Source organism: Mycobacterium sp. ACS1612, assembly GCF_001667505.1.
Taxonomy (GTDB): Bacteria; Actinomycetota; Actinomycetes; order Mycobacteriales; family Mycobacteriaceae; genus Mycobacterium.
In genome coordinates, this window is the sequence record NZ_LZHZ01000032.1 from 66,551 (window position 1) to 85,312 (window position 18,762).

An 18,762-nucleotide genomic window follows, 5' to 3' on the forward strand; every position below is an offset into this window, starting at 1 on the left:
CGCGTTCGCGACGATGCCGGGGGCGTCCGCCGTCGCAGGTGCCGGGTTGGCCAACCTGTTGTGTTTCATCGGCTCCTGGTTCTTCACCACCGCTGCCTGGATGCAGTTGGTGTTGGCCGGTCCTGCGCTGCGGATCGGCTGGCTCTCCGCGGCTACGCAATTCGCGGGCACGATCCTGTTCAACGTCAGCACCGGCGCCGCGTTGTGGGCTCACGCGGTCAAACCGGAGCGGCGCCTGGTGTGGGCGCCGGATTTCGTCGGCTCGTTGGCGTTCCTGGTGAGCGGAGCGCTTGGCGTCTTCGCGGTCACCGCCGTCGTCGGGCTCTTCGAGTTGAAAAACCGTGAGTGGCAGGCCGAGTGGATCAACATGATCGGGTGCGTGGCGTTCGGCGTGTCCGCGCTGGGCGCGTTCGTGACGACGTCGGGTGTCACCGAGGACGCGCTGCTCGCGAACACCGGCACGTTCGTGGGAGCCCTGTGTTTCCTCGTGGCGGCTGTGCTGATTCTTCCGCGGCGGTCTAAAAGTGTTAGTGCCGGTGATGCGTGCCCCAGTGATGCTTGACGGCACCACCCGATGCGGTGTCATCGGACGCCGACACGAACGCCTTCGAGGTGGGTGTCGACCCTTCGGTGGTCGACGGGGTACCGGTCCTCGACGAGGATGTCTTCGACTTGTGTGACGCCGACGCGGACGTGCTCGTCGTCGAAGAACCCTTGCTGTAGCCACCGTTCGGCGTCGCTTTCGCGGAGGTGCGGACGATGTGTTGCGTCGAGGCGTGCGTGTTCCCGGACGCCGACGGCGCGGCGGCAGCGGGGCCGGCGAGTGCGACGCTCAGTCCCGCGGTGGCCACCCCGATGGCGAGAAATGCTGGAACAGGCCTGCCCATACCGATTGTCTCCTTACATTTGCGTCAAATACCCAAGCGGCACAACGAATCCAACCAGCAGCCTAGAACGCTGATTTGAATTCCCTTATGCCCGAAGCGACAAAACGCGGATTGGCAGCGAACTCGCAGAAGACGTTCAGCGAGACTTCACGCGGCGTTGAATCTCTTTGACCGCAGCCCAATTGACGGCCGGCCGCTTGAGTCCGCGCTTGTCGAGATACTTCTGGGCCGAAGCGTTGTTGCTCCTGAGGAATTGGAGGAACGCCAGTTTCGACGGGGCGTCGAAATGGGTGCTCTGGAACACCCAGCGCTCACCGCGACGCTCGATGCGGCCCTTGATCTGGATCATCTGCAGGTGCCACATCTTGTCGTCGTGGCTGTGGGACAACAAGTTGGCAGGCCCTTCGAGGATGCGTAGCTCCGGCGGAAAATGCACCGGCAGCGCTCCGGTCGCGGAGTCGTAGCCGGAAGTTGCGACGCGGACGCTGACCGGGTACCCGTCCTCGTCGACACCGGTCACCACGGTCTCGCCGAACTTGGCCAACCATTTCGCCGCCTCAGCCCACATGGTGCACCTCGCTGAGGTCGAGGTCCTGCGGGGCGACTGCGAAATCACGAGTGGGCCAGAACCATCCCCGATGCGGTGTCACATAGATCAGGATGCGCATGTAATACGACCACCACATCCGCTTGCCCAGCCATGTGCTCCACAGCGCGCCCGACGGCTGCCGGGCGGACAAGGTTTCGGCGAGGCGCACGAAGTCCTTGTCCGATGAGACGTCGGTGACGATGCGGTCTTCGGCGCTGGCGTCACCTTGGATCAGCACCGCTGCGGGCGCGGGGACCCCACTTCCGGTCGGCTCGGAGAACAACATGCTGACTTTCGGATTGCGCCGGATGTTGAACGCCTTCTGTGGCAGGCCGACGCTGGTTGTCAGCAGAAAGCGGCCGTCGTCGAGCAATATCGGAGTCACCGGCCACGTGACCGGCGAACCGTCACGCGAGAACGTGGTGAATTCGCACGTGAAGTACTTGTTGATGACATCCAGCGGTGACGTGGCCACGTGCGGAGCGTAACCCTGTGAAGTTGCTCAATGGTCGTTATCGACAGGAACGAGCGGCAATGCGATGAGCGGGAACAACGCGCAGACGGCAAATGCGACGGGGTAGCCGGCGGCGCCGATCAGTGCGCCGAACAATGGCGGCGCCACCCCAGCGGTGAACAGCTGGCTGGTGTTCTGGGTGCCCAGCGCGCGGCCGCTCCAGAACGGCCCCGCGATCTCGGCGATGGCCGTGAACGCTAACCCGTTGTCGGACACGGTGATCACCGAAGCGATCATCATCACCGCGACGCTGACGGGGGAGTCGAGCCAGTCGGTCAGCGCCAGCAGACCCATCGAGGCCGCAGCGCCCATGGCGATGGTGCGTATCGGGCGCAGGCGAGAGCCGACCATGTCCGACCAGCGGCCCGCCGCGATTCGTCCAGCGGCGCCCAATAATTGGGCGGCGGTCACCATCGCGCCCGCCGACGTGGCCGACCAACCGCGGTCACTCATCAGCCACACCAGCGTGAACGTCCACACCAACACCTGCGGTGCCACCAATAGGCACGACACCGCGTGAATGCGCCACAGCACCGACGATCCGCGGTAGGGGTTGGCCAGGTCGGCTTGGTCCGCCTCGTGTCGTGGTGGACGCGGCGGGTCGAGCACGGCGATCGCGCACACCACCGCGGACACCGCACAGACCACGGCCGGAAACAGCAGCGTCACCGACACGCTGTGGCTTTCCGCCAGCCGCGGAATCACCAAGGCGCCCAGCCCGACTCCCAGCGGTTGCGCGGTCTGCCGAATACCCATCACGAGGCCGCGTCGTTGCGGCGGGAACCATCCGACCACCAGGCGGCCGCTGGCCGAATTGCTGCTGGCCGCCGCCATGCCGCCGAGCAACAGGAAGGCGCCGACTGCGATGAGTGAGTGCACCGATGCCGCCGCGAACGCTGCGGCCGCGGTCAGCGCCGAACCCAGCGCCAACACGATGCGTTCACCCACCCGGTCGACGATGTAGCCCCACGCGATCAGCGTGAGCACCATGCCGAAGCTGGGCATCGAGGACAGCAGGCCGGCTTTGGCCAGATCGAGGCCGCGTTCGGTGTGCAACGTGGGAATGAGGAATGCCGCGCCGTTGATGAAGACGTTGGCGCACAGTGTCGCGCTGAGTGCGATGACCAACATGGACCAGCGGCGCACGGAGCTGATCGTCTCGATGGACACCCGCACATCGTCGCACAACGTCTCAGGATGCCGAATCTGCGTTCCATATAGTGAGACATCGGACAGGACGGGGATGTCGGGTCAGCGGCCACTAGGCTGAGGCCATGCGCCTTGGTCGAATCGCCAGTCCGGACGGAGTGGCCTTTGTCAGCATTGAGGGAAACAGCGACGACCCGGCGGAGGCGGTCGCCAGGGAAATCGCCGAGCATCCCTTCGGTACGCCCAACTTCACGGGCCGCCAATGGCCGCTCGCCGACGTGCGCCTGCTGGCTCCGATACTCGCGAGCAAGGTGGTCTGCATTGGGAAGAACTACGCCGCGCACATCGCCGAGATGGGGGGCGGCGATTTCCCGGACCCGGTCATCTTCTTGAAGCCCAACACCGCAATCATCGGGCCGAATGTGCCGATCCAGATGCCTGCCGACGCCCATCCGGTGCACTTCGAAGGTGAACTGGCAGTGGTGATCGGACGCCCGTGCAAGGACGTGCCCGCCGCGCGGGCCGCCGAGAACATCCTCGGCTACACCATCGGCAATGACGTGACCGCACGCGATCAACAGAAGAAGGATGGCCAGTGGACCAGGGCGAAGGGCTACGACAGCTTCTGTCCCATCGGCCCGTGGATCGTCACCGACCTCGACCCGGCGGACCTCAGCCTTCGCACCGAGGTCAACGGTGAGGTCAAGCAGGACAGTCGGACGTCGCTGCTGATCCACGACATCGGTGCCATCGTCGAGTGGATCTCGGCGGTGATGACGCTGCTGCCCGGTGACCTGATTCTCACCGGCACACCCGAGGGCGTCGGGCCCATCGAGGACGGCGACACCGTCAGCGTCACCGTCGAGGGTATCGGCACGTTGAGCAATCCTGTTGTGCGCAAGGGAAAATGATGACCGCCGCGGACGCGAAAAGCGAAGAGATCGTTCGAGTCAGGTTCTGTCCGTCGCCCACCGGCACGCCGCATGTCGGGTTGATGCGTACCGCGCTGTTCAACTGGGCCTATGCCCGACACACCGGCGGCACCTTCGTGTTCCGGCTGGAGAACACCGACCCGCAACGCGACAGCGAGGAAAGCTATCTGGCACTGCTGGATGCGCTGAACTGGCTCGGGTTGAACTACGACGAGGGTCCCGACATCGGTGGGCCGTACGCGCCGTATAGGCAATCCGAACGCTTCGAGATCTACCGCGACGTCGTACAGCGGTTGTTGGAGGCCGGTGAGGCATACGAGGCGTTCTCGACGCCGGAAGAGGTGGAGGCGAGGCACGTCGCCGCGGGCCGCAATCCCAAGCTCGGTTACGACAACTTCGATCGCGACCTCACCGACACCCAGCGTGCGGCGTACGTCGCAGAGGGGCGCAAACCCGTCGTGCGACTGCGGATGCCGGACACGGACATCTCGTGGCGCGATCTCGTCCGCGGCGACACCACCTTCGCGGCAGGCACCGTGCCAGATTTTGCGTTGACGCGCGCCAACGGAGATCCGTTGTACACGTTGGTGAATCCGGTCGACGACGCGCTGATGAAGATCACCCATGTGCTGCGCGGGGAGGACATCCTGCCGTCGACACCTCGCCAGATCGCCCTGTACCAGGCGTTGATCCGCATCGGCATCGCCGAGCGTGTCCCCGAATTCGCCCATCTGCCAAGCGTTCTCGGTGACGCGAACAAGAAGCTGTCCAAGCGCGATCCGCAGTCCAATCTGTTTCTGCACCGCGAACGCGGCTTCATCCCGGAGGGGTTACTCAACTACCTGGCGTTGCTCGGCTGGGGTATCGCCGAGGACCGCGACGTCTTCAGCCTCGACGAGATGGTGGCCGCGTTCGACGTCGCCGACGTCAACTCCAACCCTGCCCGCTTCGACCAGAAAAAGGCCGACGCCCTCAACGCCGAACACATCCGGATGTTGAGCGAAGACGATTTCACCGAGCGACTGCGTGCCTACTTCTCGGAGCACGGCCACGACACCGGCCTGGACGCCGCGCAGTTCGCCGTGGCCGCAAAGCTGGTGCAGACCCGCATCGTGGTGCTGGGCGATGCCTGGGATCTGCTCAAGTTCCTCAACGACAACGACTTCGCTCTCGACGAAAAGGCCGCCGCCAAGGAACTTCACGGCGACGCGGCCCCCGTGCTGGACGCGGCCATCGCCGCCCTCGAAGAGGTGGGGGACTGGACCACGGCCAAGATCGAAATAGCGCTGAAGGTGGCGCTGCTGGAAAATCTGGCGCTCAAGCCCCGGAAAGCGTTCGGGCCGATTCGGGTGGCCGCCACCGGTGCCTCGATCAGTCCGCCGCTGTTCGAGTCGCTGGAGCTGCTGGGCCGCGAGCGCGCGTTGAGCCGGCTGCGTGCGGGGCGGGAGCGGGCCGGGGGGGCGGCGGCGGAGGCGTGAAAAACGAGGGCAGAATCTTTGGTAGTCTGCACGTCGGCCCGATACATCAACCGGTGGGAGCCCTCCACCGATTGATCGTCTCGAAAATAGCCTGTGACCTGCGGTTATAGGCGGCCAATGGGGTATGGTGTAATTGGCAACACAGCTGATTCTGGTTCAGCCATTCTAGGTTCGAGTCCTGGTACCCCAGCTGCAGTTACGGATTAGGTCGGCATGAACGCGTGCGCTATGCTGGCAATCCGGTTCTGGCCCCGTCGTCTAGCGGCCTAGGACGCCGCCCTCTCACGGCGGTAGCGTGGGTTCGAATCCCATCGGGGCTACAAAACCGGTTCACTCCTCTTCGTTCTAAAGGCGCCGGGTCAACGCATCAGCGGCCGCCAGCAAGTCGGCCGCCCAGCGTGCGCCAGGCCGACGGCCCATCCGATCGATCGGTCCCGACACGGACACCGCGGCGATCACCGCTCCGCGCGCGTCGCGCACCGGAGCCGACACACTGGCCACCCCGGGTTCGCGTTCCGCGGCGCTCTGCGCCCACCCGCGTTTGCGAACCTCGGCCAGCGCCCGGTCGGTGAACAGCGCGCCGGGCAGCACCGCCTGCTGTGTCGCCGCGTCGGCGTACGCCAACAGCACCTTGGCGCCCGACCCAGCGGTCATCGGCAGCCGCGTCCCAACCGGCACCGTATCGCGAAGTCCCGCAGGCGGTTCCAGCGCGGCGACGCAGATTCGCGTCGTCCCCTCGCGGCGATAGAGCTGCACGCTCTCACCCGTGATCTCGCGCAGTCGCGACAGCACCACTGCGCCGGCGGCCAACAGCGGATCATTGACCTGTCCGGCCAGTTCAGTCAGTGCCGGGCCCAGCTGCCAGCGACCGTCGCCGTTGCGGCTCAGCAGCCGGTGCACTTCGAGGCCCGCGGCCAGTCGATGCGCGGTGGCACGCGGCAGCCCGGTGCGTTCACACAATTCGGCCAGCCCGCACGGCGAATCGGCCACTGCATGCAGCACACCCACAGTTTTGTCGAGCACGCCAATACCGCTATCCTGTCTCACGGAGAGATACTAACGTCCCAGAATGTGAGAATGTCAAGTATGACCACCCCGCGCCCCATGGCAGAGAAGGTGTGGGCCGATCACGTCGTGGCCCACGGAACAGGCGAAGGCGACGCGCGCCACCCGGACCTGATCTACATCGACCTGCACCTCATCCACGAGGTGACCAGTCCGCAGGCCTTCGACGGACTTCGGCTCAACGGCCGCACAGTGCGCAGGCCCGACCTGACCATCGCCACCGAGGACCACAACGTGCCGACGGTCGACATCGACAAGCCGATCGCCGACCCGATCTCGCGCACACAGGTCGAGACGCTGAGACGCAACTGCGAAGAGTTCGGCGTCCGGTTACATCGGATGGGCGACGTCGAGCAAGGCATCGTGCACATCATCGGCCCGGAATTGGGACTGACCCAGCCGGGCATGACGGTGGTGTGTGGAGACAGTCACACCTCGACGCATGGCGCGTTTGGTGCGATTGCGATGGGCATCGGCACATCCGAGGTCGAACACGTTCTCGCAACGCAGACTCTGCCGCTGCGTCCGTTCAAGACGATGGCGGTCAACGTCGACGGCGAGTTGCCGCCCGGTGTCGGCGCGAAGGACATCATCCTCGCGGTGATCGCGAAAATCGGCACCGGTGGGGGCCAGGGGCATGTCATCGAATACCGCGGCAGCGCCATCGAATCGCTGTCGATGGAGGGTCGGATGACGATCTGCAACATGAGTATCGAGGCCGGCGCCCGCGCCGGCATGGTGGCCCCGGACGCAACCACGTTCGAATTTCTGCGTGGTCGTCCGCATGCGCCGAAGGGTCCCGAATGGGACGAGGCGGTCGCCGCGTGGACGGCCCTGCGCACTGACGAAGGCGCCGAATTCGATACCGAGGTGTACCTCGACGCCTCCACGTTGAGTCCGTTCGTGACGTGGGGTACGAACCCCGGCCAGGGCGTGCCGTTGTCGGAGTCGGTGCCGGATCCCGAGCTGATGTCCTCCGAGGGTGAACGCCAGTCAGCGGAAAAAGCGTTGGCCTACATGGATCTTCGGCCCGGCACCGCGATGCGCGACATCACGGTGGACGCCGTCTTCGTTGGGTCGTGCACCAACGGCCGGATTGAGGACTTGCGTGTGGTCGCCGACATCCTGCGTGGCCGCAGGGTTGCCGATGGGGTGCGGATGCTGATCGTGCCCGGTTCGATGCGTGTGCGGGCACAGGCCGAATCTGAAGGCCTCGGCGAGATCTTCACGGCGGCCGGTGCGCAGTGGCGCCAGGCCGGTTGTTCGATGTGTCTTGGCATGAATCCAGACCAACTGGCGCCGGGTGAGCGTTGCGCATCGACGTCCAACCGCAACTTCGAGGGCAGGCAGGGCAAGGGTGGCCGAACCCATTTGGTGTCTCCTGCCGTCGCCGCCGCGACCGCTGTGCGCGGCAAGCTCTCGTCCCCAGCCGACCTGACTCAGTAAGAGGAGAACGACATGGAAGCTTTTCGCACCCACACAGGCATCGGCGTCCCGTTGCGCCGGTCGAATGTGGATACCGACCAAATCATCCCCGCCGTCTATTTGAAGCGGGTCACCCGAACAGGTTTCGAGGACGGCCTATTCGCCGCCTGGCGCGCAGATCCGTCATTCATATTGAATCTGGCACCGTTCGACAAGGGATCGGTGTTGGTCGCGGGGCCCGATTTCGGCACTGGCTCGTCACGCGAGCATGCCGTCTGGGCGCTGATGGACTTCGGCTTCAGGGTCGTTATCTCATCGCGATTCGCCGACATTTTTCGCGGCAATGCGGGCAAGGCGGGCCTTCTGGCGGCAGAAGTCGCCCAAGATGATGTGGAACTCCTGTGGAAGCTCATCGAGGAGCAGCCGGGGGCGGAAATCACTGTGAATCTTCAAGATCGGAATATCGTCGCCGGAACGGTCATGGTGCCGTTCAAGATTGACGATTACACCGCCTGGCGACTGCTCGAGGGTCTCGACGATATAGGCCTTACGCTGCGAAAACTCGATGAAATCGAGTCATACGAGGCGAGCAGGCCGAGCTGGAAACCGCGCACTCTGCCAGCCTGATTATTCGGCCGCGGCGAGCCGAAATCGCCACCTTCACCCCAGTTCTCGGGACCTTCTGCTGGAGCCCAAGGGGGGCAAGAAAGTTCGCTAGTTTCGCTTGAAATTGCGCGTGGCTCTTGGAAATCAGTGGTCAATGGGTTTACCGTGTCCTCTAGTCGGTCCAAAGAGGACCACTGGTTTCGGAGGTTTTGGATGAACAAAGCGGAGCTCATCGACGTACTCACGGAGAAACTGGGCTCGGATCGTCGGCAAGCAACGGCGGCGGTGGAGAACGTTGTCGACACCATCGTGCGTGCGGTGCACAAGGGTGACAGCGTCACCATTACCGGCTTCGGCGTGTTCGAGCAGCGCCGCCGTGCCGCCCGTGTCGCGCGGAACCCGCGCACCGGCGAGACGGTGAAAGTCAAGCCCACCTCCGTGCCGGCATTCCGGCCCGGCGCTCAATTCAAAGCGGTTGTCTCTGGCGCACAAAAGCTCCCGGCGGAAGGACCAGCAGTGAAGCGTGGCGTGACTGCGGGCGGCGGCGCTCGCAAGGCCGTGAAGAGGGCGGCCGCCAAGAAGGCCGTGAAGAGAGCGGCCGTCAAGAAGGCCGTGAAGAAGGCGGCCGTCAAGAAGGCCGTCAAGCGCACCGCCGCGAAGAAGGCAGTGAAGCGCACCGCCGTCAAGAAGGCAGTGAAGCGCAGCGCGGCCAAGAAGGCAGTGAAGAAGGCTGCCGCCAAGAAGGCAGTGAAGAAGGCTGCTGCCAAGAAGGTGGTGGCCAAGCGGGCCGCCGCCAAGAAGACGGCTCGAAAGGCTCCGGCACGCAAGGCTCCGGCCAAGCGTGGTGGTCGCTGAATTTCGTCCTCAGACACGCCGTGGGTTCTCGTGACCCACGGCGTGTCTGCGTGCGGTGAGTTCGGCGGCGCCCCGCGCACTTTGGATTCAATGGCCCGGCACCTGCGTCGAGTCGCAGGCAGACCGGCCCGACGTTACCGTTTGACCGCCAGCGGGCTGCCGATGTGGTCGGCGGCTATCAAGCGATCGTCCGCGAAGGACATCACCCACACGCTGCCCTTGCGGTTGCGCGATTTGTCCGGGCGCACCCCGTCGCGCGCCGACCACCAGGCGACGAGATCGGGTATCACCTTGCCCTGGGTGCAGATGACGGGCGTGCCTGAAGCGGCGGCGATTTCAAGGAACCGGTGCCTGGCCGCCTTGCGGCTGTCGGCGTAGGCCTCCTCGGTCAACAAGGGCTCGTCTGCGATGGTGACGCCCAGTTCCTCCGCGAGCGGTTCAAGCGTCTGATGGCAGCGCACCCGGTCCGCGGCGTAGAGCGTATCGGCACCGAACGCCATCAGCACGCCAACGAGGGACTCGGCCTGTGCACGGCCGCGCTTGTCCAGTGGCCGCTTGCGGTCGTCGCCCTTGTACCGCGACTTGCTGCCCGCGGTGCCGTGCCGCACGATCAACACAGTCTTGGTGTCTACGGGGTGTTTTACGAAGCGGCGCAACACTTTTCGGTCGTGCGGGTACTCCAGTTGTTTCATCGCCTCGGCCATCGGAAGCCACTTGAGTTCGTCGACTTCCGCGTTCGGGGTGAATTCGCCCTCGCCGGCGCGTGCCGCCCAGTAGCGCACCTTCTTGACGCCTTGCTCGACGGGGTAGCTGACTGCAGTGAGCCGCCGTCCGAGGGTCGAGGAGTAGCCGGTCTCCTCACGAATTTCGCGTACGGCGGTCACCGGTTCGGATTCACCGGGGTCGACCTTGCCCTTGGGCAGAGACCAATCGTCGTAGCGCGGGCGATGGATGATCGCGACTTCGGGCGCCGACAGGTCGTCGTTGTGCCGCCAGAGCACGGCACCTGCCGCGAGTACGGCCTTGGTCGTCGGGACCGTGTCCGGGGCAACTTCCTTCGGCACCTCAACTCCTGCAGGTCATCCGACCGCCTCGGGTCGCGTCGTCACGGTTACGGATGTCGGTGGCGTTCCATCATCGACACCTGGTGATCGCGCACGGTTTCACCCGCGCTCGGCAGCGCCGTCCAGCGCCCGTCGGTACCCAACTCCCAGCAGCGGGTCGCAGGATCCATCGTGGACTCGAACACGTCGTTCAACTGCGTGGTCAACCGCGGATCCTTCACTTGCGCCATCACTTCGACCCGTCGGTCGAGATTTCGGTGCATCATGTCGGCGCTGCCGATCCAGAACTCGTCGATGGCATTGAAGTGGATTATCCGCGAGTGCTCGAGGAACCGGCCGAGAATCGAACGTACGACAATGTTGTCGGAGTACCCGGGCGCACCAGGTTTCAGCGCGCAGATGCCGCGCACCACCACCTCGACTCGAACTCCGGCTTGCGAGGCGCGGTACAGAGCGTCGATTACTTGTTCGTCGACCAACGCGTTGGCCTTCATCCGGATCCGGCCCTGCGCTCCGTCGAGGGTGGCCGCGATTTCGCGCTCGATGCGCTCGATGATGCCCTTGCGCACCCCGTATGGCGCCACCAGCAGATTGCGGTACGACTCCTTGCGTGAGTAGCCCGTCAGCGAGTTGAACAGATCGGTCAGGTCCGCACCGATGTCCGGCGCCGCGGTGAGCAGGCCAACATCTTCATACAGCCGGGCGGTTTTCGGGTTGTAGTTACCCGTGCCGATATGGCAGTAGCGACGGATCATCGAGCCTTCACGGCGCACCACCAAGCAGGTCTTGCAGTGCGTTTTGAGTCCGATGAGCCCGTAGACCACGTGCACACCGGCCTGTTCCAGTGCGCGCGCCCATTTGATGTTGGCCTGTTCGTCGAAGCGTGCCTTGATCTCGACGAGCGCGACCACCTGCTTGCCCGCCTCGGCTGCGTCGATGAGAGCGTTGACAATCGGGGAATCACCGGAGGTGCGGTAGAGCGTCTGCTTGATCGCCAGCACGTTCGGGTCGGCGGCGGCCTGCTCGATGAACCGCTGCACCGTGGTGGAGAACGAATCGTAGGGATGATGGACGAGCACGTCACCGTCGCGCAGCGTGGCGAAGATGCTCTTCGGGGTCTCGCGTTCACCGAACGCCGGCGGTGTCGCGGGCACGAACGGCGGATCCTTGAGTGCCGGACGGTCGACACCGTAGATCTGCCACAGCGACGACAAATCGAGCAGGCCGGGCACTTCGATCATATCGCCGGGGGCGACGTCGAGTTCGCGCAACAACAATTCGAGCATGCTCTCAGTCATGTCGTCGGACACCTCGAGACGCACGGGCGAACCGAACCGGCGCCGTGCGAGTTCCCGTTCGAGTGCCTGAAGCAGATCCTCGTCGCGATCCTCTTCGACCTCGAAATCCGCGTTGCGCGTGATGCGGAAGGCGTGATGCTCGACGACTTCGAGACCGGGGAACAGCACCGAGAGGAATGCGGCGATCAACTCCTCCATCGGAAGGAACCGCACGACATCCGAGCTGCCTTCGCGGGGCGCGAGTTCCACGAAGCGGTCGACGTTGTCGGGCACCTTGACACGAGCGAAGTGCTGGCCGCCGTCGTCGGGGTGTTTGACGGTGATCGCCAGGTTGAGGCTCAAGCCGCTGACGAACGGGAACGGGTGAGCCGGGTCGACCGCCAGCGGCGTCAACACCGGGAACACTTGTTCGTGAAAGTACGTCGACAGCCGTGAGCGTTCGTCGTCGTCGAGTTCGGCCCATGTGACGATGACGATGCCTTCGTCGGCCAGTGCCGGACGCACCGAGTCGAGAAAGACGTGGGCGTGCCGGTCGGCGATCTGCTGGGTGCGCTCGTTGATCCGGCGCAACTGCTCGCGCGGCGACAGACCGTCGGCCGAGCGCACCGACAAACCCATCTCGTCGCGACGCTTCAGGCCGGCAACGCGCACCATGTAGAACTCGTCGAGGTTCGACGCGAAGATCGCGAGGAACTTCGCGCGTTCCAGCAGAGGCAAGGAAGTGTCGGCGGCCAGCGCCAGCACCCTGGCGTTGAAGTCCAACCAGCTCAGTTCGCGGTTGAGGTAGCGATCCTCGGGCAGCGCGTTGTCCACCGCCGGTGACGTCGCGGCGGGCGGCGACTCGGGCGCCGAGGCGACCAAGTCCGAGCTAGCGGGTCGGATCTGGGCTTCGGCTTCGGTCATGGTGTCGATAATCCCTTATCGACCAGTCACCCGGCTACCGCGATGCCCGATCCCTTCGCCAGCTGTTCACCTCGTGCGGGCGATAGCCTGCGCGGTTGCCGCGCCGACGCCGAGTCGGCGCGCGACGAGCAAGTCGTCGGGGGTGTCGATGTCACACCGCAGCCCCGGCCATGGCCCGGTCAGCTCGATGGCACCTGAATGTCGATGGCGCTGAGCCGAATCAGACCCGAAATGCGGGTCGAGCGGCACGCCGAAGGCAAACAACGCCGAGGTTCCGGTGCCGTGCCGGTCGCCGACGAAGCTGCGTGGGTACTGGCGAGCGGCGGTGATCGCCTCGTCCAGTTCCTGCGGTTGCAGAGCCGGCAAATCACCCTGCAGCGCAATGATATTGGGGGTCTCATCGCGGATTGCAGCCTCAGCCGCGGCGATTGCGTTGTTCAGCGGGTCGCGGTGACCCTGCGGTGTCGGGTCGACCAGCACGCGCGCCCCGAGTGAGCGTGTCGCATCGGCGGCAACCTCGTCGGGGGTGACCACGGTGACGAAGCGCAGCGCTGAGACGGCGGATGCCGCAGTGATGGTGTCCATCAGCATGGCCAGCACCACGCTCTCCCGGGTCGCCGCCGAGAAAACCGGTGCCAACCTGGTCTTGGCGGCGGACAACCGCTTCACGGCGATGACCAGTCCCACATCGGCGGCGTCGCCTGTCCTCGTGCCGCTCATGAGGGCCATCCTGCCAGGGGAGATGTGAGAACCGACCGTCGCGGTTCGGAGGTGGCGGCCGAGCGCATCGAGGTGGGCCCACGCCCGTAGGGCACGGGACGGAACGAGGCCAGAACCGACCATCGCGCTACTGTGGAGCGGTGGTCGAGGCGGCGGTGATGGGGGCCGGTGCGTGGGGGACGGCACTGGCGAAGGTCTTGGCTGATGCCGGTAACAACGTCACTTTGTGGGCGCGTCGTCCCGAACTGGCGAATGAGATCAACGACACCCAGCACAACATCTCCTACCTGGGCGATGTCGAACTGCCGAAGTCGATCCGCGCGACCAGCGACCCGGCCGAGGCGCTGGCAGGCGCCTGCACGGTGCTGCTGGCGGTGCCGTCGCAGACTTTGCGCGCCAACCTCGAGCAATGGACGGGGCTGATCGGCGATGACGTCACCCTGGTGAGCCTGGCCAAGGGCATCGAACTGGACACGTTGATGCGCATGAGCCAAGTCGTGGTGCAGGTGACCGGTGCCGACCCGTCCCGGGTGGCGGTGGTCACCGGGCCGAATCTGGCCAGTGAGATCGCCGACGAACAGCCCGCGGCCACCGTGGTGGCATGCAGCGACTCCGGCAGGGCGGTGACCTTGCAACGGGCGCTGTCGACCGGATACCTGCGGCCGTACACCAACGCCGACGTGATCGGCGCGGAAGTCGGCGGGGCATGCAAGAACGTCATCGCATTGGCGTGCGGCATGGCGGCGGGCGTCGGACTGGGGGAGAACACCGCGGCGGCGATCATCACCAGGGGCCTCGCCGAGATCATGCGGCTGGGAATCGCGTTGGGCGCTAAACCCGCAACCATGGCGGGCCTGGCCGGCGTCGGGGATCTCGTCGCGACGTGCACCTCGCCGCACTCGCGCAATCGGTCGTTCGGCGAGCGACTCGGCAAGGGCGGCACCATGGAGTCGGCCCTGCAGGCCGCAGGCGGTCATGTCGCCGAGGGCGTCGCATCGTGTGAGTCGATACTCGCACTCGCGGCCAGCTACGACGTCGAGATGCCGCTGACCGATGCGGTCCAGCGGGTCTGCCACAAGGGCTTGTCGGTCGACGAGGCCGTCGCACTGCTGCTGGGGCGCAGCACTAAGCCGGAGTAGAGCCAGATGGACGGCACCTACGGCGATTCCACCCGCAGCGTCAAAGCCGTCGGCTCGGAAGCGATTCCGGGTAGACCTGTCGCCCCGCCACCTGTTCCGGCGTCGACGTACCACTTGTCGCCCGACGAGACAGAACCGCTGGACAGTTACGGTCGCAGCTCGAATCCCACGTGGCGGCAACTGGAATCGGCGCTCGCGCAACTCGAAGGGGCCGCGAAGGCGTTGACGTTCGCGTCCGGTATGGCGGCGATCACGTCGGCGCTGCGGGTGCTGGTCAAGCCGAACAGCAAGCTCGTCGTCCCGTCCGACGGGTATTACCAGGTACGCCGCTATGCCGCTGAATACCTTGCCTGCCAAGGGGTTACCGTCATCGAAGCGAGTAGTGCCGACATGTGCGCGGCCTCCACGGACGCCGATGTGGTGCTCGCTGAGACGCCGGCCAACCCGGGACTCGACGTCGTCGATCTGCACCAGCTCGCGCTTGGCTGCCGCGGCCGAGGCGCCATCCTGATCGTCGACAACACCACCGCGACGCCGCTCGGGCAGCAGCCGTTGTCGCTTGGTGCCGACCTGGTGGTGGCCAGCGCGACGAAAGCCCTTTCGGGACACAGTGATCTGCTCGCCGGCTATGTTGCGGGCAGCCAGCCTGACCTGATGGCCGCGATCGAACGTGACCGATTGTTGGCCGGACCCATCCTCGGTGCGTTCGAAGCGTGGCTGGTGCTGCGCAGCCTCGGCAGTGCCGGATTGCGATTCGAGCGACAGTGTCAGAACGCGCAGGCGCTCGCCATGACGCTGCGCGGGCATCCCGCGGTGAAGTCGGTGCGCTATCCCGGTCTGCCCGACGACCCTTCACATCGGATCGCCACGCTGCAGATGAGGCGCTACGGCGGACTGGTCGCCGTCGAGTTGAAGGACGCCGCCGCGGTGCGTGCACTGGTGGAACGCAGCGCGCTGCTGATCGCGTCAACCAGCTTCGGCGGAATTCACACCTCGGTGGACCGGCGTGCCCGCTGGGGCGATCCGGTCAGCGACGGCTTCGCCAGGATCTCGCTGGGCATCGAGGACACCGACGATCTGATCGCCGATTTCGAAGAGGCGCTCTCCGGCGATGGATGACTTCTCCGGTCGCGACGTCACATTCGCCGACCTGGAGATGTTAATAGCGTTCGCCCGTACCGAACACTTCGGCCACACTGCCGAAGAACTCGGGGTCAGCGTGGCCACGGTGCAACGCGCGATCCGGTCGCTGGAGCGCAAACTCGGCATCGCGCTGATCGAGCAGACCGGCCGTCGGGTGCGAATCGTGCATGCGGGAACCGTCTTGGTACGGCAGGCCCATGCGGTGCTGCGGGCGAGGCAGGATGCCATTGACAGCACATTGGCAGATGCCGGCCACCCGCAGCGGCTGTTGCGGATCGCGCATACCTTCTCGCTCGGGCTGGGATTCGTCCCTGGCGTACTCGCCGATGTGCTAGCTCTGCATCCGGGCCTGCGCTTCCGGTCGTGGCAAGGGTCGGCGACAGAAGTGGTGGCCGCGCTTCTGCGTGGAGAAGCGGACTTCGCGTTCACCTCGGTTTCGCCCAGTGAAGAAGATTTCATCGTCGAACCGCTGTTTTCCGAGTCGCTGCTGCTGGCAGTGCCCGCGGACGACCCGTTGGCGACGCTGGACAACGTATCGCTCGGTGCGGTGCGAGACCGGCCCTTCGTCGCGATGGAACTCGGCTCGAGCAGCCGCGCGCACATGGTGAACGCCTGTGCCAGAGCAGGCTTCGTGCCGCGCATCACCATCGAGGGCAACGACTTGTTCGTCGTCGAATCGATGGTGGGTGCGGGGATCGGGGTATCCGTGGTGCCCGAAGGGATGACCGACCACCAACACCCGCGGGTCGCGCGGATCCGGATCGTCGATCCAGCGCCTGCGTCGCGCATCGTGTTCGTGGCCTACCCACGAGCGGGTGCCCAGTATCAGAGCGTGCGTGATCTCGCCAGAATCGCACGCGAGCGCGGACGCAGGCGACAGGAATCGTTGCAGTAATTGCAATGATCTCGACGGTGAACGTCGTTGTTCGCGGACGACGTCGTTCATAGCGTCGATCACATGTCACCTACCGCTGTCATGCGGACTACTGAGTTCGCCGATGTGTTACTCGACGCGGCCGCCGTGCCGCTGCCCCCCGATGCGACGATTGCGGCCAAGCGGTCGATGTTCAACGTGTTGGGTACGGCGGTCGGCGCCGCATGGTCACCCGCGGCCGACGCGATCATCGCTGCGGCACGCGAATTGTCGGCACCCGGGCGGTCGCGAATACTCGGCCGTTCAGAGGTGCTCGATGAGCACTGGGCGGCACTGTTCAACGGAACCGCAAGTCACTATGACGATTTCGACGACACTCATCTGGCCACGGTTATTCACCCAGGCGCGGCGACGCTGGCGGTGCTTGTCGCGCTGCATGATTCAACCGGGGCGTCCGGCGAAGCGTGTCTGAGGGCGTTCGCGTTCGGGTGTGAGGTGCAACTGCGGATCGGCAATGCCATCTCACCGAATCACTACGACCGTGGCTGGCACATCACAGGAACATGTGGTGTCTTCGGTGCCACTGTGGCTGCTGCATTACTGATGGGCTTGAACGGTAACCAATTGCGGGCCGCGCTTGCCGCCGCGTCGACGATGACCCTCGGCCAACGGGAGGCATTCGGATCGATGACCAAGCCGTATCACGCCGGGAAGGCGGCGGCCAACGGGATCCTGGCTGCGCGTCTGGGATCGCGTGGATACACCGGCGATGCTGATCCGCTCGGTGACACCGGCGTACTGACGGTCTTCGCAGATTCGGTGGACGAGAGCCAGCTGCTCAAGTCGTGGACCGACGGCTGGGAACTCGAACGCAACGCATTCAAACCCTACCCGTGCGGCATCGTTGCGCATCCGGCGATCGATGCCGCGATCGACGCGTGCGGTCGCCTCACCGATCCGTCGGCGATCGAGTCGGTGGAGGTGAGCTGCCATCCGCTGGTTCCCGAATTGATGGGCATCGTCCAACCCGAGGACGGGCTGCAGGCACGGTTCAGCGCGCGACACGGGGTGGCCGTCGGATTGCTCGACGGCCGGGTCGGGCTGCACGAGTTCTCCGACACCCGCGCCACGGCGCCCGACGTGCGACGCGTTCGCGGCGTGACCGACCTGATTCCGTCATCCGAGATCGCCCGCGACGAAGCGAAAATCACCGTCTCGCTTGCGGACGGCACGCAGATCGTCGCGCACGTGCCGCATGCCCGCGGCAGCCTGGCCAGGCCCCTGACCGACGCTGAACTACTCGGTAAGGTCGATGCGCTGATGGTCCCCGTGCTGGGGGCCGGAAGCGCGGCGAGGATCAGCCAACTCGTGGAGACCGTCGACGTATCGACGAGTTTCGCCGACATCGTCGCCGCCGCGCGGCCCAAACAGGACGGACCGGCATAGTGACCTTCACCGACTCCATCGTTGACATCGCCGTCACCGCAACACCTCCCGACCAGGCCAGGGATTCGGCACAAAGCCAACTCGAGCAGATCCTGCCCACCTTGAGACATGGCGCCGTCGCGATCGACGATGCGCACCCCGCCGGACAACCGTCGGCGATGAACCGCGCGTGGCGGACGGTGTTCGCCACCGCGCCGATCGCCGGGGGTTGGCGCTGGCATGCCATCGGCGCGACCGTTGCGGCGCTGCACGATGTTTCAGCTCGGGATACCGCGTCGCCTGCGGCGGTGAACGCCTTCGCAACCGGAACAGTGATCGCCGACCGGATCGCGGCGGTGCTCGAGTCGACGACCGCCGCGGACCGGTGGAGTCACCGCACCGTCGCGGGTCTGGTCGGTGCGGGCGTCGCAGCCGGACTGTTGCTGAATCTCGACGAGGCCCAACTCCGCAACGTCGTTGGGCTGTGCGCGACCCAGGCGGCCGGCTTGCGTGCCGTCGACGACTCCGAGACGGCCGTCGTGCAGGTCGCCAAGGTGGCCGCCGATGCGGTCGAAGCCGCCGTGCTCGCGCGTTACGGGTTCACCTCGGCTGCCGACGGAATGAGCGGACGCAGGGGCCTCTTCGCGTTGCTGTCGCCCGATGCCACGTCGCAGGGCGACACCGACGTGGCCTGAA

19 protein-coding genes and 2 tRNA genes are annotated in these 18,762 nt (G+C 65.3%); 14 read left to right on the top strand and 7 right to left on the bottom strand.

Annotation, left to right across the window (positions count from 1 at the left end; translation table 11 throughout):
• Positions 1-13: 13 nt before the first annotated feature.
• Together A5724_RS13565 and A5724_RS33730 are read left to right on the top strand one after the other, a co-directional pair.
• Positions 14-562: a hypothetical protein gene (locus A5724_RS13565; protein WP_232004820.1), complete on the top strand. Its 549-nt coding sequence runs from the start codon at positions 14-16 to the stop codon at positions 560-562.
• The gene (locus A5724_RS33730) at positions 559-723 is read left to right on the top strand and encodes a hypothetical protein (RefSeq protein ID WP_156752266.1); all 165 of its coding nucleotides are present in this window, start codon (positions 559-561) and stop codon (positions 721-723) included. The genes A5724_RS13565 and A5724_RS33730 overlap by 4 nt, the downstream gene beginning before the upstream one ends.
• 300 nt (positions 724-1,023) lie before the next feature.
• Here A5724_RS33730 and A5724_RS13570 read toward each other — a convergent pair whose 3' ends face one another.
• From A5724_RS13570 to A5724_RS13580, 3 genes are read right to left on the bottom strand one after another with little or no spacing between them, the layout of a single operon-like run.
• Complete coding sequence (locus tag A5724_RS13570) at positions 1,024-1,455, bottom strand: hypothetical protein (protein WP_067802212.1); 432 nt, start codon at positions 1,453-1,455, stop codon at positions 1,024-1,026.
• Positions 1,445-1,951: a pyridoxamine 5'-phosphate oxidase family protein gene (locus tag A5724_RS13575; RefSeq protein WP_067802215.1), complete on the bottom strand. Its 507-nt coding sequence runs from the start codon at positions 1,949-1,951 to the stop codon at positions 1,445-1,447. Before A5724_RS13575 ends, A5724_RS13570 begins: the two co-directional genes overlap by 11 nt.
• A 27-nt stretch (positions 1,952-1,978) precedes the next feature.
• Positions 1,979-3,160 carry an MFS transporter gene (locus A5724_RS13580; RefSeq protein WP_067802466.1) on the bottom strand — a complete coding sequence of 394 codons (1,182 nt, stop codon included), beginning with the start codon at positions 3,158-3,160 and terminating at the stop codon, positions 1,979-1,981.
• A gap of 104 nt (positions 3,161-3,264) precedes the next feature.
• On the opposite strand from A5724_RS13580, the gene A5724_RS13585 reads away from it, so the two are divergent.
• The 4 genes from A5724_RS13585 to A5724_RS13600 all read left to right on the top strand — a co-directional run bounded on the left by A5724_RS13585 (position 3,265) and on the right by A5724_RS13600 (position 5,869).
• Positions 3,265-4,050, top strand: coding sequence for a fumarylacetoacetate hydrolase family protein (locus A5724_RS13585; RefSeq protein WP_067802218.1), 786 nt, complete (start codon positions 3,265-3,267; stop codon positions 4,048-4,050).
• Entirely contained in the window at positions 4,050-5,549 is a 1,500-nt protein-coding gene (gene gltX / locus A5724_RS13590) for a glutamate--tRNA ligase (protein ID WP_067802469.1), read from the top strand. Before A5724_RS13585 ends, gltX begins: the two co-directional genes overlap by 1 nt.
• Positions 5,550-5,667: 118 nt before the next feature.
• Positions 5,668-5,739: transfer RNA gene (locus A5724_RS13595), tRNA-Gln, on the top strand.
• A 57-nt stretch (positions 5,740-5,796) separates the two neighbouring features.
• Positions 5,797-5,869, top strand: a tRNA-Glu gene (locus A5724_RS13600).
• A 25-nt stretch (positions 5,870-5,894) separates the two neighbouring features.
• On the opposite strand, the gene A5724_RS13605 is transcribed toward A5724_RS13600, so the two are convergent.
• Entirely contained in the window at positions 5,895-6,596 is a 702-nt protein-coding gene (locus A5724_RS13605) for an IclR family transcriptional regulator (RefSeq protein ID WP_067802222.1), read from the bottom strand.
• Positions 6,597-6,626: 30 nt separating this feature from the next.
• Between A5724_RS13605 and leuC the strand changes: the two genes are divergently transcribed.
• The 3 genes from leuC (at position 6,627) to A5724_RS13620 (ending at position 9,500) form a co-directional block, all read left to right on the top strand.
• Positions 6,627-8,060, top strand: a complete 1,434-nt coding sequence (gene leuC / locus A5724_RS13610; RefSeq protein WP_067802224.1) for a 3-isopropylmalate dehydratase large subunit — start codon at positions 6,627-6,629, stop codon at positions 8,058-8,060.
• A 12-nt stretch (positions 8,061-8,072) separates the two neighbouring features.
• On the top strand, positions 8,073-8,666 hold the full coding sequence (gene leuD, locus A5724_RS13615; protein WP_067802227.1) for a 3-isopropylmalate dehydratase small subunit: 594 nt from the start codon (positions 8,073-8,075) through the stop codon (positions 8,664-8,666).
• 192 nt (positions 8,667-8,858) lie between these two features.
• The gene (locus A5724_RS13620) at positions 8,859-9,500 is read left to right on the top strand and encodes an HU family DNA-binding protein (RefSeq protein WP_067802231.1); all 642 of its coding nucleotides are present in this window, start codon (positions 8,859-8,861) and stop codon (positions 9,498-9,500) included.
• 134 nt (positions 9,501-9,634) lie between these two features.
• On the opposite strand, the gene A5724_RS13625 is transcribed toward A5724_RS13620, so the two are convergent.
• The 3 genes from A5724_RS13625 to cofC all read right to left on the bottom strand — a co-directional run bounded on the left by A5724_RS13625 (position 9,635) and on the right by cofC (position 13,485).
• Positions 9,635-10,564: an NUDIX hydrolase gene (locus A5724_RS13625; protein WP_067802234.1), complete on the bottom strand. Its 930-nt coding sequence runs from the start codon at positions 10,562-10,564 to the stop codon at positions 9,635-9,637.
• A 47-nt stretch (positions 10,565-10,611) separates the two neighbouring features.
• Positions 10,612-12,765: an RNA degradosome polyphosphate kinase gene (locus A5724_RS13630; RefSeq protein WP_067802236.1), complete on the bottom strand. Its 2,154-nt coding sequence runs from the start codon at positions 12,763-12,765 to the stop codon at positions 10,612-10,614.
• Between the two features lie 66 nt (positions 12,766-12,831).
• Positions 12,832-13,485 (bottom strand): 2-phospho-L-lactate guanylyltransferase, encoded by a 654-nt coding sequence (cofC, locus tag A5724_RS13635; protein WP_067802239.1) that lies wholly within the window; start codon positions 13,483-13,485, stop codon positions 12,832-12,834.
• A 158-nt stretch (positions 13,486-13,643) separates the two neighbouring features.
• On the opposite strand from cofC, the gene A5724_RS13640 reads away from it, so the two are divergent.
• The 5 genes from A5724_RS13640 to A5724_RS13660 all read left to right on the top strand — a co-directional run bounded on the left by A5724_RS13640 (position 13,644) and on the right by A5724_RS13660 (position 18,761).
• Positions 13,644-14,624 (top strand): NAD(P)H-dependent glycerol-3-phosphate dehydrogenase, encoded by a 981-nt coding sequence (locus A5724_RS13640; protein WP_067802472.1) that lies wholly within the window; start codon positions 13,644-13,646, stop codon positions 14,622-14,624.
• A gap of 6 nt (positions 14,625-14,630) precedes the next feature.
• Positions 14,631-15,743, top strand: coding sequence for a cystathionine gamma-lyase (locus tag A5724_RS13645; RefSeq protein WP_067802242.1), 1,113 nt, complete (start codon positions 14,631-14,633; stop codon positions 15,741-15,743).
• Positions 15,736-16,662, top strand: coding sequence for a LysR family transcriptional regulator (locus tag A5724_RS13650; protein WP_067802246.1), 927 nt, complete (start codon positions 15,736-15,738; stop codon positions 16,660-16,662). Before A5724_RS13645 ends, A5724_RS13650 begins: the two co-directional genes overlap by 8 nt.
• A gap of 63 nt (positions 16,663-16,725) precedes the next feature.
• Positions 16,726-18,087, top strand: coding sequence for an MmgE/PrpD family protein (locus A5724_RS13655; protein ID WP_232004817.1), 1,362 nt, complete (start codon positions 16,726-16,728; stop codon positions 18,085-18,087).
• Complete coding sequence (locus A5724_RS13660; RefSeq protein WP_067802249.1) at positions 18,087-18,761, top strand: MmgE/PrpD family protein; 675 nt, start codon at positions 18,087-18,089, stop codon at positions 18,759-18,761. Before A5724_RS13655 ends, A5724_RS13660 begins: the two co-directional genes overlap by 1 nt.
• Position 18,762 lies beyond the last annotated feature (1 nt).

Bases quoted from the DNA above. Each gene is read 5' to 3' on its own strand.
- A5724_RS13570 (WP_067802212.1), bottom strand. From the start codon at position 1,455: ATGTGGGCTGAGGCGGCGAAATGGTTGGCCAAGTTCGGCGAGACCGTG.
- leuC (WP_067802224.1), top strand. From the start codon at position 6,627: ATGTCAAGTATGACCACCCCGCGCCCCATGGCAGAGAAGGTGTGGGCC.
- gltX (WP_067802469.1), top strand. From the start codon at position 4,050: ATGACCGCCGCGGACGCGAAAAGCGAAGAGATCGTTCGAGTCAGGTTC.
- A5724_RS13650 (WP_067802246.1), top strand. From the start codon at position 15,736: ATGGATGACTTCTCCGGTCGCGACGTCACATTCGCCGACCTGGAGATG.
- A5724_RS13645 (WP_067802242.1), top strand. From the start codon at position 14,631: ATGGACGGCACCTACGGCGATTCCACCCGCAGCGTCAAAGCCGTCGGC.
- cofC (WP_067802239.1), bottom strand. From the start codon at position 13,485: ATGAGCGGCACGAGGACAGGCGACGCCGCCGATGTGGGACTGGTCATC.
- A5724_RS13565 (WP_232004820.1), top strand. From the start codon at position 14: ATGCCGGGGGCGTCCGCCGTCGCAGGTGCCGGGTTGGCCAACCTGTTG.
- A5724_RS13585 (WP_067802218.1), top strand. From the start codon at position 3,265: ATGCGCCTTGGTCGAATCGCCAGTCCGGACGGAGTGGCCTTTGTCAGC.
- A5724_RS13630 (WP_067802236.1), bottom strand. From the start codon at position 12,765: ATGACCGAAGCCGAAGCCCAGATCCGACCCGCTAGCTCGGACTTGGTC.
- leuD (WP_067802227.1), top strand. From the start codon at position 8,073: ATGGAAGCTTTTCGCACCCACACAGGCATCGGCGTCCCGTTGCGCCGG.
- A5724_RS13655 (WP_232004817.1), top strand. From the start codon at position 16,726: ATGTCACCTACCGCTGTCATGCGGACTACTGAGTTCGCCGATGTGTTA.
- A5724_RS13620 (WP_067802231.1), top strand. From the start codon at position 8,859: ATGAACAAAGCGGAGCTCATCGACGTACTCACGGAGAAACTGGGCTCG.
- A5724_RS13640 (WP_067802472.1), top strand. From the start codon at position 13,644: ATGGGGGCCGGTGCGTGGGGGACGGCACTGGCGAAGGTCTTGGCTGAT.